Annotated in this window: 15 protein-coding genes; 9 read left to right on the forward strand and 6 right to left on the reverse strand. The window is 67.8% G+C overall.

What is annotated here, in order from left to right; all coding sequences use genetic code 11:
- Window positions 1-12: 12 nt before the first annotated feature.
- From RZ1_RS24255 to RZ1_RS24270, 4 genes are all read right to left on the reverse strand, one after another.
- Complete coding sequence (locus RZ1_RS24255) at window positions 13-861, reverse strand: 3-hydroxybutyryl-CoA dehydrogenase (RefSeq protein ID WP_072815085.1); 849 nt, start codon at window positions 859-861, stop codon at window positions 13-15.
- Window positions 862-920: 59 nt separating this feature from the next.
- On the reverse strand, window positions 921-2078 hold the full coding sequence (locus RZ1_RS24260; RefSeq protein ID WP_072815073.1) for an acyl-CoA dehydrogenase: 1158 nt from the start codon (window positions 2076-2078) through the stop codon (window positions 921-923).
- A gap of 189 nt (window positions 2079-2267) precedes the next feature.
- Window positions 2268-2987 (reverse strand): TetR family transcriptional regulator, encoded by a 720-nt coding sequence (locus RZ1_RS24265; RefSeq protein ID WP_072815074.1) that lies wholly within the window; start codon window positions 2985-2987, stop codon window positions 2268-2270.
- A 19-nt stretch (window positions 2988-3006) separates the two neighbouring features.
- On the reverse strand, window positions 3007-4623 hold the full coding sequence (locus tag RZ1_RS24270; RefSeq protein WP_072815075.1) for an acyl--CoA ligase family protein: 1617 nt from the start codon (window positions 4621-4623) through the stop codon (window positions 3007-3009).
- Between the two features lie 151 nt (window positions 4624-4774).
- Between RZ1_RS24270 and RZ1_RS24275 the strand changes: the two genes are divergently transcribed.
- Window positions 4775-5662 carry a LuxR C-terminal-related transcriptional regulator gene (locus RZ1_RS24275; protein ID WP_072815076.1) on the forward strand — a complete coding sequence of 296 codons (888 nt, stop codon included), beginning with the start codon at window positions 4775-4777 and terminating at the stop codon, window positions 5660-5662.
- A 40-nt stretch (window positions 5663-5702) separates the two neighbouring features.
- Here the strand turns inward: RZ1_RS24275 and RZ1_RS24280 are convergent, their stop codons facing one another.
- Window positions 5703-6380: an exonuclease domain-containing protein gene (locus RZ1_RS24280; RefSeq protein ID WP_072815077.1), complete on the reverse strand. Its 678-nt coding sequence runs from the start codon at window positions 6378-6380 to the stop codon at window positions 5703-5705.
- 307 nt (window positions 6381-6687) lie between these two features.
- Here RZ1_RS24280 and RZ1_RS24285 point away from each other — a divergent pair, with 307 nt between their 5' ends.
- Entirely contained in the window at window positions 6688-7848 is a 1161-nt protein-coding gene (locus RZ1_RS24285; RefSeq protein WP_072815078.1) for a magnesium and cobalt transport protein CorA, read from the forward strand.
- Between the two features lie 2 nt (window positions 7849-7850).
- Here RZ1_RS24285 and lppU read toward each other — a convergent pair whose 3' ends face one another.
- A complete protein-coding gene (gene lppU, locus RZ1_RS24290; protein WP_072815079.1) occupies window positions 7851-8447 on the reverse strand; it encodes an LppU family putative lipoprotein in 597 nt (198 codons plus the stop codon).
- Between the two features lie 75 nt (window positions 8448-8522).
- Here lppU and RZ1_RS24295 point away from each other — a divergent pair, with 75 nt between their 5' ends.
- The 7 genes from RZ1_RS24295 to RZ1_RS24325 all read left to right on the forward strand — a co-directional run bounded on the left by RZ1_RS24295 (window position 8523) and on the right by RZ1_RS24325 (window position 15965).
- Complete coding sequence (locus tag RZ1_RS24295; protein WP_072815080.1) at window positions 8523-9587, forward strand: ATP-dependent DNA ligase; 1065 nt, start codon at window positions 8523-8525, stop codon at window positions 9585-9587.
- Between the two features lie 3 nt (window positions 9588-9590).
- A complete protein-coding gene (locus RZ1_RS24300; protein WP_072815081.1) occupies window positions 9591-10667 on the forward strand; it encodes a DNA polymerase domain-containing protein in 1077 nt (358 codons plus the stop codon).
- Window positions 10668-10793: 126 nt separating this feature from the next.
- Complete coding sequence (locus tag RZ1_RS24305; RefSeq protein ID WP_083583891.1) at window positions 10794-11315, forward strand: DUF6764 family protein; 522 nt, start codon at window positions 10794-10796, stop codon at window positions 11313-11315.
- 98 nt (window positions 11316-11413) lie between these two features.
- Entirely contained in the window at window positions 11414-12619 is a 1206-nt protein-coding gene (locus tag RZ1_RS24310; protein ID WP_139281964.1) for a serine hydrolase domain-containing protein, read from the forward strand.
- A gap of 214 nt (window positions 12620-12833) precedes the next feature.
- On the forward strand, window positions 12834-13058 hold the full coding sequence (locus RZ1_RS24315) for a dodecin (protein WP_072815087.1): 225 nt from the start codon (window positions 12834-12836) through the stop codon (window positions 13056-13058).
- A gap of 149 nt (window positions 13059-13207) precedes the next feature.
- Entirely contained in the window at window positions 13208-14887 is a 1680-nt protein-coding gene (locus RZ1_RS24320) for a 4Fe-4S binding protein (RefSeq protein WP_072815083.1), read from the forward strand.
- Window positions 14888-15041: 154 nt separating this feature from the next.
- Window positions 15042-15965 carry a L,D-transpeptidase gene (locus RZ1_RS24325; protein WP_072815084.1) on the forward strand — a complete coding sequence of 308 codons (924 nt, stop codon included), beginning with the start codon at window positions 15042-15044 and terminating at the stop codon, window positions 15963-15965.
- Window positions 15966-16062: the final 97 nt, after the last annotated feature.

The raw sequence follows: 16062 nt of genomic DNA on the forward strand, positions 1-16062 counted from the left end.
TCGCGTGGTTGCCTACTTGTAGCTGTAGAAGCCCTCGCCGGTCTTGCGGCCGAGGCGACCCGCGTCGACCATGCGGCGCAGCAGCGCCGGCGGTGCGAGGTGCGGCTCGGCGAACTCGTCGTACAGCGACTGTGCCGCGTTGAGCGCGACGTCGAGGCCGACGGTGTCGAGCAGCGTGAGCGGGCCCATCGGGTAGCCGCAGCCGCCCTTCATCGCGTCGTCGATGTCTTCCTTCGTCGCGTAGCCCGACTCGAGCATCCGCACCGCCTGGCACAGGTACGGGATGAGAAGGGCGTTGACGATGAAGCCGGCGCGGTCGCCCGCACGGACCGCCGTCTTGCCGAGGGTGTTCTTGACGTAGTCGTAGACGACGTTCGCGGCTTCTTCGTCGGTGGTGAGGGCGGAGATGACCTCGACCAGCGGCATCACCGGCACCGGATTGAAGAAGTGGACGCCGACGACCTGGCCGGGACGCGACGTCGCCTGGGCCATCTTGATGACCGCGAGCGACGACGTGTTCGTCGCCAGGATGGCGCCCGGCTTCACGACCGCGTCGAGCTTGGCGAAGATGTCGGCCTTGAGTGACTCGATCTCGGGTGCGGCTTCGATGACGAGGTCGCGGTCGGCGAGATCGGCCATGTCGGTGGTGACGCGGACCCGCGCGACGGCGGCGTCGGCGTCCTCCTGGGTGATCTTGCCGCGGGCGACGCCCTTGTTGATCGAAGTGGTGACCCGCTCGAGCGCCTTGGCGGCGAACTCTTCGCTTGTTTCGAGCACAATCACTTCACTGCCGGCCTTGGCGCACACCTCTGCGATGCCGGCGCCCATCGTGCCGCCGCCGACCACGCCTACCAGTTCAATTGCCACGGAAATACTCCTCGGAGACGAAACTCTGTCGAGATGAAGGTACTGCGACAGATTCAGCGGAGCAGCGCGCGGGACATGACGACGCGCTGGATCTGGTTGGTACCTTCGTAGATCTGAGTGATCTTGGCGTCGCGCATCATGCGCTCGACCGGGAAGTCGGTGGTGTAGCCGGCGCCGCCGAACAGCTGCACGGCGTCGGTGGTGACCTCCATGGCGACATCGGAAGCGAAGCACTTGGCGGCTGCGGAGATGAAGCCGAGGTTGCCCTCGCCGCGCTCGGCGCGAGCGGCGGAGGTGTAGACCATCAGGCGGGCGGCCTCGACCTTCATCGCCATGTCGGCGAGCATGAACTGCACACCCTGGTTGTCGGAGATCGGACGGCCGAACTGCTTGCGGTCCTTGGTGTAGGCGATCGCCGCGTCGAGCGCGCCCTGGGCGATGCCGACGGCCTGCGCGCCGATGGTCGGGCGGGTGTGGTCAAGGGTCGCCAGCGCGGTCTTGAAGCCGGTGCCGGGTTCGCCGACCATGCGGTCGCCGGGGATGCGGCAGTTCTCGAAGTACAGCTCGGCGGTGGGGGAGCCCTTGATGCCGAGCTTCTTCTCCTTCGGTCCGACGACGAAGCCCTCGTCGTCCTTGTGCACCATGAACGAGGAGATGCCGTTGGCGCCCTTGTCGGGATCGGTGACGGCCATGACCGTGTACCAGGTGGACTTGCCGCCGTTGGTGATCCAGCACTTGGAGCCGTTGAGGATCCAGTCGTCGCCGTCGGCCTTCGCGCGGGTGCGCATCGACGCGGCGTCGGAGCCGGCCTCACGCTCGGACAGCGCGTAGGACGCCATCGCACCGTTGACGATGTCCGGCAGCACCTTCGCCTTGAGCTCGTCGGAGCCGCGCAGGATCAGGCCCATGGTGCCCAGCTTGTTCACGGCGGGGATCAGCGACGACGAGCCGCACACGCGAGCGACCTCTTCGATGACGATGCACGCGGCGATCGAATCGGCGCCCTGGCCCTCGAACTGCTCGGGCACGTGGATGGCGTTGAACCCGGACTTGTTGAGGGCGTCGAGGGCTTCCTGCGGGAAGCGGGAGTTCTCGTCCACCTCCTTGGCGTAGGGGGCGATCTCCTTCTCGGACAGCGCGCGGATGGCCTCACGCAGCGCGTCGTGCTCCTCGCTGAGCTTGAACAGGTCGAAATCGGCGTTGAGAGCCATGCGGGTGGAACTCCTATCGGCACGCGGTGCCATTCGTGAGGGTGTATCCGCGCCCACTGTATCGAGTAGCAGGCGTATGACATCACGGAATCGTCCAATTCTAACCACGGCACTCAGTGCCAGGTCAATGATGAGGTCGTGCGCGCTTCTGGTAGCCGGTGCTACCGGAAACGCGCACGGGCCCGCAGGTCAGCTGCCGAGCTGGCGGCGTACCTGCTCGGCGATCTCCTCGGGTGAGATGCCCACGGGGTAGGTCAGGACCGTCACGGCACGCGGTGTCGTGACCGCCGCCGTCGCTTCGAGGCCGGGCACCACCCCGAATGTGAGCCGGAGCTCGAACAACTCGCGGGAGAGCGCCTCGGCGGTCGCGGTCTCGTCCCCGCGGATCATCGCCCGCAGCAGATAGTTGTGTGCCGACGTGATCGCCGCCGCGTAACTGACGATCCGGACCGGTTTCTCACCCGGCACCGCGGACCGCAGGAATTCGGTGAACAGCCGCTCGTACCGATAAGTGGTGACGAGTTCGCGGTCGCGCAGCGCGGGCACCCGCTGCACCACCCGATACCGCCACACCGCGAGCTCCCTCCGATCCCGGAAATGCCGGAACACCACCTGCGCGGCCTCGCAGGTCGCCGCCCACGGGTCGTCGAACTCGCGCGACAGATAGGCGGCGACCTGCTCGAGCAGTGACTCGTGGTCGGCGAAGATCACGTCCTCCTTCGACCGGAACTGCCGGAAGAAGGTGCGCCGGGACACTCCGGCGGCCGACGCGATCTGCTCGACCGTCGTCGACTCGTAGCCGTGCTCGGAGAACAATCGGATGGCCTGAGTGACCACGTGTACCCGGAACTGGGCGGGGTCGGGTCCCGTCGACTCGGAGCGTCGCACAGTGCCGGATCCAGAGGTCATGGTTGTCGATTATCCAAGGTCACGCCTGAGCGTTGTTCGAAGCCCGCAATTCGAACTTGAGGATCTTGCCGGTCGGCGTGCGCGGCAGGTCGTGCGGGAACACGATGTCGCGCGGCACCTTGTAGCCGGCGAGCTGCGCGCGTACGTGCGCGATGATCTCCTCGGCGGTGACCGACTCACCCTTCTTGCGGATCACGAACGCCCGCGGCCGCTCGCCCCACTTCTCGTCGGGCACCCCGACCACGGCGACGTCCAGCACCGCCGGGTGGTTGACGATCGCCTGCTCCACCTCGACCGTCGAGATGTTCTCGCCGCCGGAGATGATGATGTCCTTCGCCCGGTCCTTGAGCTGGATGTAGCCGTCGGGATACATGACGCCGAGGTCACCGGTGTGGAACCAGCCGCCCGCGAACGCCTCGGCCGTGGCCTCCGGGTCCTTGTAGTAGCCGAGCATCACGTTGTTGCCGCGCAGCACGATCTCGCCCATCGTCTGCCCGTCCGCGGGCACGTCGTTCATCTCCGGATCGACGACGCGCGCGTTCTCCGCCTGCAACATGCCCACGCCCTGCCGCGACAGCAGCGCCGCCCGTTCCTCGGCGGGCTTGTCGTCCCAGGCCTCCTGGTACTCACAGATCGTGTACGGCCCGTACACCTCGGTCAGCCCGTACACGTGCACGACGGTGATACCGATCGCGTCGAGCTGCGCGATCACCGTCGGCGACGGCGGAGCACCGGCCGTGGTGATCCGCAGCGGCCGGTCCAGGGCATGGGCCTGTTCGGCGTTCGCGATCGTCGAGCACACCGCAGGGGCACCGCACAGGTTGGTGACGCCGAGGGTGTCGATGGCGTCCCACACGGCATCGGCCCGCACCGCGCGCAGGCAGATGTGGGTGCCGCCGGCAGCGGTGACCGCCCACGGGGTGCACCAGCCGTTGCAGTGGAACATCGGCAACGTCCACAGATACTTCGTCTTACCGTCGAATCCGTTGTGGAAGGTCTCGCCGAACGAGTTGAGATAGGCCCCGCGATGGGTGTACATCACGCCCTTGGGCTTTCCGGTGGTGCCCGACGTGTAGTTGATCGCGATGACCTGCAGTTCGTCGTCGACCGTCCACGGCAGCGGCGACGCATCGGTGTCGGCGGACGCGAGGAACTCGTCGTAGCGTCCGGTGACGACACCGGCGGGCACGTCCGGATCAGGCACCGTCGAGTCCGGCACCTCGATGATGTGGCCGACGGACGGCACGTTCTCCTTCACCCCGGACACCGACCCGACCAGTTCGGAATCGACGAACAGCAGCGAGCTCTCCGAGTGGTTCAGGATGTACTCGAGTTCCGGTCCGGCCAGCCGGGAGTTGAGCGCGATGAGAACACCACCGGCCAGCGGCACCGCGAAGTGCGCGATCAACAGTTCCGGCACGTTCGGGGCCAGGAACGCGACACGGTCGCCGGGCTGGATACGGGCGCGCAGGGCCTGCGCGAACCGCTGCGTCTCCGCGGCGAACTCGGCGTACGAGTAGCGCCGGTCGCCGTGCACGATGGCGACCCGATCCGGGAACACGGACGCGGACCGTTCCAGGAACCGCAGCGGACTGAGCGGAGAGTGGTTGGCGGTGTGCGCCGTCGGCGTGGACACGATGACCTCCGTGGACGTGGGCTTTACGGGGAATGGAGTGCTGTTGTGATGGCAGCAACACCGATTTGCCTGGAGGCTATGGGTCACGATCGGCACCCCGCTACCCTCTGAAGTGGGTAGTCGAGCGGTTTGCTGCCGGAAGGATTAGTCGATGAACAGCGCGCGGACCGATCCCGAACCGAGCGGCAGGCTCCGGCCCAGCGACGACGACGCACTGCGCGCGCAACTGCGACTGCTGCAGATCTCCACCGGGCTGCCCATCCTGTTCGGCGGTGCCGTCCACGGCCAGGACATGATCCTGTCCGGTTTCGTCGGTACCCGCAGCAACATCCTGCGCAACCTCGTCATCAGCTCGGAATGCGGTGTCGGAGGCCGGGCCATCGCGGAACAGCGACCGGTCTCGATCGCCGACTATTTCGTTTCCGACCGCATCACCCACGACTACGACCCGCAGGTCGCCGGCGAAGGCATCGAATCGCTGCTGGCCGCGCCCGTCGTCGTGCGCGGACGTACCCGGGCGACGATGTACGGCGGTCTGCGGGTCAACATGCCGATCGGCGACACGGTCGCCGAACAGGTGATGGCCGGTGCGCGGGCGCTGGCCCGCGAGATCGAGATCCGGGACGAGGTGGATCGTCGCATCGAACTCCTCGAGAACGCACGGGACGCGGTCGCGGGATCCGCGGGAGTCTCGGCGTCGGTGTCGGAGGGCATTACCGAGAGCTATCTGGCGCTGCGGGAGATCGCGGCGCACACGGCGGACCCGGCGCTGGAAGCCCAGTTGCGCGCTGTCGGGGAGAAGCTGCGCACCCTGACCGCCGGCCGGACACCGACCGCCGCGCGGGTGCAGCTGTCCGAACGCGAACGTGACGTGCTCGGATATGTCGCGCTGGGATGCCGCAACGCGGAGATCGCCGAGCGACTGTCACTGAGCCTCGAAACGGTCAAGAGCTACATGCGGAATCTCATGGGCAAGCTCGACGTGCACAGCCGCCACGAGGCCGTCGTCGAAGCGCGCCGGCAGGGACTGATTCCGTGACGGGGCCGATTCCATGACGGCGTCCTGAGCCGGTGACAGGTCAGGCGGTGCCGCGGATCGGCCAAGCCCCGTCGACGTCGGAGGTTTCGCGGCCCAGCTCACGCAGGTACTCGGCGAAGTTGCGCTGCCGCTCGGCGTGCCACGCCGCTTGGTCGGCCATGATGTCCAGCTCGGCGAGTTGCGGGAAGCGCTCGACGATCGCGCGGGTGAGAAGCCCGGCGGCCAGCGCGTCGGCTTCGGCCTCGTGCGCCGCCGCGAGCACGACCCCGTACGCCTCGCACACCGCCTGCAGCGTGCGCTTTCCCGACCGCGACCGGTCCATCTCCCGATCGATCACGTAGGGGTCGACGACCGTGCCCGTCACCAGCGGGGCCAGACCCAGCCGGCGACCTTCCGCGTCGATCACCGTCAGGTCGTAACTCGCGTTGAACGCGACGACGATGTGGTCGCGCACCCACGCCTCGCACAGCGCCTCCCGGATCTGCGCATATCCGCTCGCGTAGTCCTGCCCCTCGGCGCGGGCACGCTCGGTGGTGATTCCGTGGATCGCGACGGTCTCGTCCGGGATCGGGATCCCGGGGTCGAGCAGCCACGTTCTCGACTCGACCCGGTCACCGTCGAACGTCGCGACACACGCCGACACGATGCGCGCGGTCCTCGGGTCGCGATCGGTCGTCTCGAGGTCGAATGCACAGATCGGGCGGTCGGGCCAGCGCATCGTCAAGGACCTCCGGGGTGTTGTCGTGCCGTGAGCGGGTGCTACTGGACGCATTGTGTCCGGTGGCACCGACAGGCTCGCCGAATGGCATCGCGGTGAGGTGCAGGCGTACGCTGCTCGGTGGTCGACGACCCGGCTCGCATGCCGGACGAGGAAGAGGAGGTGGTGCTCTGATGAGCAGTCAACCTCCCAGTACCGACTGACAGCAGTCCCGGCACGCAGCGGTCGTGTGCGGCACTGCTGTCCGCGTACATCCCGGGCGGGACTGGTCCCGCTGCCGATCTCGTCCTGCGAAAGCCGTGCCGCCATGTTCCGGAACCGTCCTGTCCGTGCCCTCCCGCCACGCCGCGCCGTGCCCGCCTCCGGTGGCTTCGGCGAGAGCGACAACCTCGGTGCGCCGCTGCACACCCGCGTCCCGGTGCCGGTGGACCGGTCCGGCTCCCGCGCCGAGAGCAGCATCGTCGACAGCGCGGTGTACCGGGACGGCCGCCGGACGACGTCCCCGGCAACCCTCGCCGACGCGCTGAACCACCTGCCGGACGACGGGTCGATGGCCTGGATCGGGATGTACCGGCCCAGCGATACCCAGCTGCACGAGGCGGCCGAGCAGTTCGGATTCCACGAACTCGCCGTCGAGGACGCGATCGTCGCGCATCAGCGGCCCAAGCTCGAACGGTACGGCGACACGTTGTTCGTGGTGCTGCGAGCCGCACGATACGTCGACGAATCCGAACGCGTCGACTTCGGTGAACTGCACGTGTTCGTGGGCCCGACGTTCGTGCTCACCGTCCGGCACAGCGAATCACCCGACCTGTCGGCCGTCCGCAGCCGGATGGAACACGACCCCGAACTGCTGCGCCGCGGGCCGGAAGCGGTGCTGTACGCGATCCTCGACGCGGTCGTCGACGGCTACGCACCGGTCGTTGCGGGTCTGCAGAACGACATCGACGAGATCGAGACCGAAGTGTTCAGCGGTGACCCGAAGGTGTCGCGGCGCATCTACGAGTTGTCCCGCGAGGTCATCGAGTTCCAGCGGGCAGCCAAGCCGCTGCTCGCTGTACTCAGTGGATTGTCCGCCGGATTCGGGAAGTACCGCATCGACGAGGAACTGCAGAAGTACCTGCGGGACGTGACCGACCACGCGACCGCCGTCGTGGAACAGGTCGACGGGTTCCGGCAGTTGCTCGGCAACATTCTCACCGTCAACGCGACCCTCGTCTCGCAGATGCAGAACGAGGAGATGCGGAACCTGACTCGGGCGAGCTACACGCAGAACGAGGAGATCAAGAAGGTGTCGGCGTGGGCGGCGATCCTGTTCGCGCCCACCCTCATCGGAACCGTGTACGGCATGAACTTCGATCACATGCCGGAACTGCACTGGGTCGGCGGGTATCCGTTTGCCCTGCTGATGATGGTGATCACCTGCTGCAGCCTGTTCGGGATATTCCGCCGGCGCGGCTGGCTGTAGAACTACAGCGAATCGGTGCAGACCACGAAACGGCGCTCGTTGTAGACGAAACCGCCCTCCGAGATCGTGCAGTCCTCGACGTCGTCGCTGTTCTGCAGGATCTCGGTGACCTTCTCACCCTCTGCGGCCGGGTCGTTGCAGTCGACGCGCACGGGGTTCTTGCCGTCGAGTTCCATGCACGTTCCCACGACCCAGTCGATGTCGAGGCACAGCGCGCCTGTCTCGACGCCGCCGAGCGTCTCGTAGTACGTCTGGTCGATGTCGGACACGCATTCGTCGCTGGAGCCGACCTTGCCGACCACCTTGTAGTTCGACTCCCTGCTGCCGCAGGTGGCGTTGTCGATCACGGCGTCGTCGACGGTGCCGCCGAGATTCACGCAGTCCCCGATCTCGACGTCGATGTCCAGGTCCGCGTCGGACGACGACGACGGCGACGTCGCGGTCGTGGTTTTCGACGAGGACGGTGCCGTGGTCGGAGCGGCGGCCGCACCGGATTCCGGTACCGCGACGGGGTTGATGTCGGACCCGCAGGCGCTCAGGGAGAAGACGGCCGCGCACGACACTGCCGCGATGGCGCAAGCCCGACGAAAGATGCCCATGGACGGAGCGTACGGAATCGCGCGGATTCGCCTCAATGGAGGGCGGGGCCGACCGGCGGATGCCACCATGGTGCGGTGGATCTTCCAGTGGCTCCGCCGCTCGCTCCGATGCTCGCGAAGGCCGTCTCGGCGGTGCCGCCGCAGCCTGCCGACGGGCCGGCGGAATGGTCCTACGAACCGAAATGGGACGGGTTCCGGGCCCTGGTGTTCCGAGACGGCGACGAGGTGGTGTTCTCCTCTCGCGGCGGTAAGGACCTGGTCCGGTACTTCCCGGAACTGGCCGACGCCGTGCGCGCAGAGTTGCCGGGCAGGTGCGTCGTCGACGGAGAGATCGTCGTGCCGTTCGAACGTGACGGTCGCACCCGGCTGGACTGGCAGTCACTGTCCGAGCGGATCCACCCGGCCGCGAGCCGGGTCGCGTTGCTGGCCGAACAGACACCCGCGCAGTTCGTCGGATTCGATCTCGTCGCGATCGACGACGAGAACCTGATGGACGTTCCGTTCCGGGATCGGCGAAACCGGTTGAGGGAGATCGCCGGCGGTGGTCCGAGCTGCCACGTCACGGTGGCGACCGGGGAGGCGGCGACCGCGCAGCGCTGGTTCGAGGAGTTCGAAGGTGCCGGTCTCGACGGTGTGGTCGCCAAACGCCTCGACAGCCTGTACCTGCCGGACAAGCGGGAGATGGTGAAGGTCAAGCACGCACGAACCGCGGACTGTGTGCTCGCCGGATATCGCAGGCACAAGAGCATCGACGGCGTCGGGTCGCTGCTGTTGGGTCTGTTCCACGACGGCGAGCTCGTGATGGTCGGCGGGGCATCGGCGTTCACCGCACAGCGCAGGCAGGAGCTGCTCGCCGAACTCGAACCGCTGCGCGTCGGAGCCGACGTCGTCGCCGAGGGCGAACCGACCCGGTGGCGGTCCGCAACCGACCGCAGCTGGGTGCCGTTGCGCCCCGAGCGGGTCCTCGAGGTCGCCTACGACCAGATGGAAGGCACGGTCGAGGGCGGTCTGCGCTTCCGGCACGCCGCGAGGTTCCTGCGCTGGCGTCCCGACCGGGACCCGAAGAGCTGCACCTACGACCAACTGGAGGTTCCCGTGCGGTACGACCTGGCCGACGTTCTCGACCGATCGGAAGGCTGACCGGTGGCGGGCACGGCCAGGCGGTCCCCGGCGGAGGAACTCGACGTCGACGGCATCGCCGTGCGGCTGTCGAACCCGGACAAGGTGTATTTCCCGCGGCTCGGTGCCGCCGGGGGCACGAAACGGCACCTCGTCGAGTACTACCGGACCGTCGCGACCGGGGACGCTCCCCTTCTGACCGCGCTGCGGGATCGCCCCACCCACCTGCAGCGCTTCCCCGACGGTATCGAGGGGGAGGAGATCTATCAGAAGCGGGTCCCGGCGCGGCACCCCGACCACGTCGGCACCTGCGAGGTCACGTTCCCGTCCGGACGGAAGGCCGATGTGCTGCACGTGCGGTCCGCGGCGGACATCGTGTGGGCGGCAAACCTGGGCACGGTGACGTTCCACCCGTGGGCGGTGCGATGCCCCGACGTCGACCGGCCCGACGAGCTGCGTATCGACCTGGATCCGCAACCCGGCACCGATTTCGGTGACGCGCGTGCGATCGCGCTCGAGGTGGTGCGGCCTCTCCTCGACGAGCTGGGGCTGGCCGGGTTCCCGAAGACGTCCGGGGGCCGGGGTCTGCACGTGTACCTGCGGATCGTTCCCGACTGGGACTTCGTCGGGGTGCGCCGCGCCGGGATCGCACTGATGCGCGAGATCGAACGCCGGAGCGGCGGTCGCGCGACGACCGCGTGGTGGAAGGAGGAACGCGGCGAGCGGATCTTCCTCGACTACAACCAGAACGCCCGCGACAAGACCATCGCGTCCGCGTACTCGGTGCGTCGCACCCCGACTGCGACGGTGTCGACGCCGTTGACGTGGGACGAGCTGGCCGACGCGGAGCCGGACGACTTCACGATCGCGACCGTCCCCGATCTGCTGGCTCGCCGCGGCGACCCGATGGCCGGGCTCGACGACACCGCGCATCCGCTCGACGTGTTGCTCGAGATGGCCGAGCGTGACGCGGCCGCCGGTCTCGGCGATCTACCGTATCCGCCCACCCATCCGAAGATGCCCGGCGAACCGAAGCGGGTGCAGCCGTCGCGCGACACCGACCGCCGCGACACCGACCGGAAGGACGCGGCGCGGGGTTGAACGCGGCTCCTGCCGTTCCCGAAATCGCATTCGGGTCGTTACGTTTGCCGTGAGTGGCACCTGACCGGACCTCCGTAGACTGTTCGGCAGAACAGATCGCCGTCGGCTCCGAGGAGGACTACCACGGTGACGTGTCCCTGGATTCCTATACGTGCACTGAGTGGAGCGGTCGCGGTCGTTTCCGCGGCAATCGCCGGCACCTTTCTTTCAGCGGGACCTGCGCAGGCTCTGACCTGCGCGGCGCCCCCGGGCGCTCCGGCGTCGATCGTCGAGATCGACGGCACCACCGGGTGCGGCGCGAACACGGACGCGACGAGCGGAGCGTGGGGCTACAGCGACGGTGGTGTCGGGTTCGCCGACGCCAGCTCGGGTGCGTTCGTGATCGGCGCCGGGTTGTCCGGAGGGGTGGGCGCGGGCGAGAGCCGCGGCGGACAGCTTGCGGCGGTCGGTTTCGGCGCCGATGCTCTCGCGCTGGGCGTCCTCGACGATCCGGCAGCGGCGGTCGTGCTGGCAGGGCCGCAATCGCAGGCGTATGTGGGTGACGGCGCCGATCCGATGCTGTGTGAGGGCGCGGCGTCGGCGGCGGTGAACTTTGCGACGGGCCGCAGTTGCGTCGTGATCGGGACCTTCCGGTACGCGACGCCCTGACTGCTCATATCGCGTCCTGCCAGTGGAATCAAGCCTTCCGTGGATGCCGTCCGACACATAGTCTGTCGGAATTGCCGGGATGGGAGATTGCGATGACGATGCTGACGGAGGTGCGGCTCGACGACGAGGCCGAACAGCGGCCGCCGACCGAGATGCACGTGGACCCGCGATTCCTGCCGCTCGCCGACCGCTTCTTCGCGATGTACCGGCAGCCTCAGGACGGCGGCGGTGCCCTCTCCGCCTACCTCCACGGCGAGAAGGTCCTCGACGTCTGGGCGGGTTGGTCGGGTCCGGACCGGCGCTGGAACCGCGACACCATGTCCCTGTCCTTCTCGACGGGCAAGGGTGTGGCCTCGACGGTCGTGCACCGGCTCGCGGAGCGCGGGATCATCGACTACTTCGCTCCCGTCGCGCAGTACTGGCCGGAGTTCGCCGCCGCAGGCAAGGAGTCGATCACCGTCGCGGACGTGCTGACACACCGCGCCGGTCTGCATCGGGTCCGAGGACTCGTTCCCGGACGAGACGGAATCCTCGACTACGACGCGACGGTCGCCGCGCTCGCCGCGGCCCGCCCGGACCGCCGGCGCCTGCAGGGCACCGGCTACCACGCGGTCACCTACGGATGGCTGGTCGCGGAGATCGTCCGGCGGGCAACGGGACTGCCGTTCGAGGAAGTGGTGCGGCGCGAGATCTCCGAACCCCTCGGGAATCCTGACTTCTGGTATCGCGTACCGACGTCGGAGCGGCCGCGTATCGCGAAGCTGTTCCCCCGCATCAACCCCGCCGGGCTCCACTGGGAGCTCAGTGCGTCGGTGCTGTCGAAGGTCGCGCCGATGCGCGGCCTCGCGGAGGCTGCGATGCCCGACGGTTTCGACGATCTCGTCCGCAACCCCGCGGTGCACGACTCGGTGATGCCCGGCTGGAACGGGGTGTTCACGGCGCGCGCCCTCGCCCGGATGTACGGTGCGATCGCGGCCGGCGGCACCATCGACGGCAGGTGCTTCCTGAAGCCGGAGACGATCGCGGCGATGGACGAGGTCCGGGTGCGCGGCCGCGATTACGTGCTCGGGGTGCCGATGGCCTGGCGTCTGGGCTACCACCAGCCGTTGTTCGCGAGCCTGGAGCGCCCGCGCGGGGCGCTCGGCCACTACGGCGTCGGCGGATCGGGGGCGTTCGCGGACCTCGAGAACGGACTGTCGTTGGCGTTCACCACCAATCGGCTCGGAGCCGGTGCGATGCCGCTGGGCGATCTGCGCCTGGCGCGGCTCGGCCCGCTGGCACGCGAGTTGGCCCGGAGGGCCTGACACACGGCCGTTCGTCCCGATTCACGTTTCGTGCCTCTCGCACCCCGGTCTGTCCGGTCGCTGCCGCCTCGCGGTAGCGGACGCTGTCGCGATGCGATAGTGCGCGCTGTCGCGTTGTGACATTTGTGGTTTCGCGCGTTTCGCGGACGGGGGAGGGGGTGTGCTCGCACTATTGGATACAGGTGCTGTGTCTGGTATGAAGGGAGGCACCACAATGAGCCATGTCTACCGAGTCATCGAGGTGGTCGGGTCGTCGACCGAAGGCGTCGACGATGCCATCGCGAGAGCAGTAGCGCGGGCCGGCGAGACGACGCGGCATCTCGAATGGTTCGAAGTGGTGAACGTGCGCGGCCACATAGACGACGGTGCGGTCGCGCATGTGCAGGTCACCCTCAAGATCGGTTTCCGGATCGAGTCGGGGGACGAGTTCGAGGAGTAGACCGCGGGGTACGCCTCCGGTCGTGCGCCGGAAGCACGTAGGGAATCTGCACACGGCCGGAGATCGGCAAGTCTCGACCACGACTGCAACACGTTATAGTCTGGACGCGAAACGTCGCATTACACCGGCACTCTCAGGCAGGTATACCCGTGGCTTATGTGATCACCCAGGCGTGTTGCAACGATGCGTCGTGCGTCGAGGTTTGTCCGGTCAACTGCATTCACCCGACGCCCGACGAACCGCAATTCGCCACCACCGAGCTGCTCTACATCGATCCGGAGACCTGCATCGACTGCGGTGCCTGCGTGGACGAATGCCCGGTCGACGCGATCTCCGCGGACAACGAACTGGCCGCCGAACACGAGCCCTACCTGAGAATCGCCGCCGACTACTACGAGCGTTTCCCGATCGGCCCGGACTGGCCGGAACTCCGTGAGCGCAGGAAGATCCCCGCGGACCTGGGCACACTACGGGTCGCGATCGTCGGATCCGGTCCCGCCGCCTGTTACGCCGCGATGGAACTGACGTCCCGTCCTCGCGTCGAGGTCGACATCTTCGACCGACTCCCCACGCCGTACGGCCTCGTCCGAGCCGGTGTCGCGCCGGATCACAAGAGCACCAAGGCGGTCGGTGATCTGTTCCGCAGCGCTATCGGCCACAAGAACACCCAGTGCTACTTCGACGTCGAGGTCGGCACCCACGTCAGTCACGACGAACTGCTCGCCCACCACCACGCCGTGATCTACGCGGTCGGTGCCGCCGGTGACCGGCGGCTGGATGTCCCGGGTGAGGATCTGCCCGGTTCGCACGCCGCAACGGAGTTCGTTTCCTGGTACAACGGCCACCCCGACTACGCGGACCGGAAGTTCGACCTGTCCGGCGAGCGCGCGGTGATCATCGGCAACGGCAACGTCGCGCTCGACGTCGCCCGCGCGCTCGTGATGGATCCGGAGGTCCTCGCTCGCACCGACATGGCAGACCACGCCGTGGAGGCCCTGCGCAATTCGAACATCCGCGAGGTCGTCGTCGTGGGTCGTCGCGGTCCGGCTCAGGCCGCGTACACGAATCCGGAACTGCTCGCGCTCGGGCAACTTCGCGGGATCGACGTGATCGTCGATCCGGCCGAAGTCGAGCTCGATCCTGCCAGCCGCGCGCTTCTCGACGACCCCGAGTGCGAGCCGCGCATCGCCCTCAAGGTCGAGCAGGCCGAAGGATTCGCACGGCGCACGCCCACCGAGGGCAACAAGAGGATCGTGCTGCGCTACCTCGCCTCGCCGGTGGAGATCGGCGGCGACGGCAAGGTCGAGTCGATCACCCTCGAACGCAACGAGCTCATCGATGCCGACGGACGGCTCGAGGCCCGGCCCACCGGTGAACGTGAGACGCTCGAGACCGGTCTGGTGCTGCGGTCGATCGGCTACCGCGGAACGCCGGTCGCGGATCTGCCCTTCGACGAGCGGCGCGGCGTGATCCCCAACGTGGAGGGGCGCGTCGTCGACCCGCAGACGAGCGAGCCGCTCACAGGCGTCTACACCGCCGGTTGGATCAAGCGGGGCCCGAGCGGCGTGATCGGTACGAACAAGCAGTGCTCGGCGCAGACCGTCGAGCGGCTCATCGACGATTTCGTCGCAGGGCGCCTCGCCCCCCCGGCCGAGGACCGGGAGAAGCTGGCGACGCTCGTCGCGGAGCGCCGTCCCGGATTCGTCGACTACAGCGGTTGGCAGAAGATCGACAAGCAGGAGCGCTCGCGTGGAGCCGCGGCCGGTAAGCCGAGGCAGAAGTTCGTGTCGATCGCCGAAATGCTCGAGGCCTCTCGACTGGAGGCCTGAACGCCTGCGACCTGCGCAAATACGCGGATATCGGGGTGTGGGGCGCGCTGCCCAATTGGCGGTCCGCGGAAGCGCTGTGTCTAATGGGTGGGCACGAAGCGCTGCAATCGGGGCAGGCAGAGTCGCAGCGCACGGTCTAACGATGGGTTGGAGCATGTCCTTGAAGAAGGGGCGGGCGACCGCTGTGAACCGGACCGGACGATGGTCCGGACGAGCCGCGACCGCGCTGATCGGTGTTGCCGCCGCCGCACTCGCGTTCGCCGGGCCCGCCGCCGCGGCGCCGCTGTGGCCGGGTGGCCCGGAGGTGCCGAGTCTCGACAGTCTCGTTCCCGGGTCGGGCAGCCAGATTCCCGCGGCACCGGTCGCCCCGGTGGCGCCGTTCTCGGCGCCGTCGGTGAACCCGGCCGACGGTGAGACGGTCGGTGTCGCCCAACCGATCATCATCCGGTTCAACGAGCCGATCGGCGACCGCGCGGCGGCCGAGCGCGCCATCTCGATCAAGACCACCCCGGCCGTCGGTGGCCACTTCTACTGGGCGTCCGACCGGCAGGTGCGGTGGCGGCCGTTCGACTTCTGGCCCGCCCACACGCAGGTCACCGTCGCCGCCGGCGACACGCGCTCGTCGTTCACGATCGGTGACGCGCAGATCGCCGTGGCCGACGACAACACCAAGACCATCACGGTGACCCGCAACGGCGAGGTCGTGCGAACGATGCCGACGTCCTTCGGCAAGCCCGGGCACGAAACCCCCAACGGCACGTACATCGTCGGTGAGCGATTCCGCGACATGTACATGGATTCGTCCACGTACGGGGTGCCCGTCGACTCCCCGGAGGGTTATCGCACGTATGTCGAGTACGCGACGCGAATCTCCAACAGCGGCATCTTCGTTCACGCTGCTCCGTGGTCGGAGTGGGCGCAGGGAAACACCAACACCAGCCACGGTTGCCTGAACGTCAGCACCGAGGACGGCAGGTGGTTCTTCGAGAACGCCCAGAAGGGCGATCCGGTCATCGTGCAGAACACCGGTGGTGGTGTCCTGAACGGCTGGGACGGACTCGGGGACTGGAACCTCTGATTCCCGTAGGCGCCTGAGGCTTCGACGACGAACGCGCCGCTACCTCCAAGGTGAGGTGGGGGCGCGTTCGTCGTCGCGGAGCCGTTGGGCGGCTAGT

Origin of the sequence: Rhodococcus zopfii NBRC 100606 = JCM 9919 (assembly GCF_001895025.1) — a bacterium.
Lineage (GTDB): Bacteria > Actinomycetota > Actinomycetes > Mycobacteriales > Mycobacteriaceae > Rhodococcus > Rhodococcus zopfii.

What these genes read in the sequence shown, in the direction of transcription:
- RZ1_RS24260 (WP_072815073.1), bottom strand. Translation starts at nt 2,078, where the DNA reads ATGGCTCTCAACGCCGATTTCGACCTGTTCAAGCTCAGCGAGGAGCAC.
- RZ1_RS24310 (WP_139281964.1), top strand. Translation starts at nt 11,414, where the DNA reads ATGCTGACGGAGGTGCGGCTCGACGACGAGGCCGAACAGCGGCCGCCG.
- RZ1_RS24315 (WP_072815087.1), top strand. Translation starts at nt 12,834, where the DNA reads ATGAGCCATGTCTACCGAGTCATCGAGGTGGTCGGGTCGTCGACCGAA.
- RZ1_RS24285 (WP_072815078.1), top strand. Translation starts at nt 6,688, where the DNA reads ATGTTCCGGAACCGTCCTGTCCGTGCCCTCCCGCCACGCCGCGCCGTG.
- RZ1_RS24275 (WP_072815076.1), top strand. Translation starts at nt 4,775, where the DNA reads ATGAACAGCGCGCGGACCGATCCCGAACCGAGCGGCAGGCTCCGGCCC.
- lppU (WP_072815079.1), bottom strand. Translation starts at nt 8,447, where the DNA reads ATGGGCATCTTTCGTCGGGCTTGCGCCATCGCGGCAGTGTCGTGCGCG.
- RZ1_RS24325 (WP_072815084.1), top strand. Translation starts at nt 15,042, where the DNA reads ATGTCCTTGAAGAAGGGGCGGGCGACCGCTGTGAACCGGACCGGACGA.
- RZ1_RS24265 (WP_072815074.1), bottom strand. Translation starts at nt 2,987, where the DNA reads ATGACCTCTGGATCCGGCACTGTGCGACGCTCCGAGTCGACGGGACCC.
- RZ1_RS24280 (WP_072815077.1), bottom strand. Translation starts at nt 6,380, where the DNA reads ATGCGCTGGCCCGACCGCCCGATCTGTGCATTCGACCTCGAGACGACC.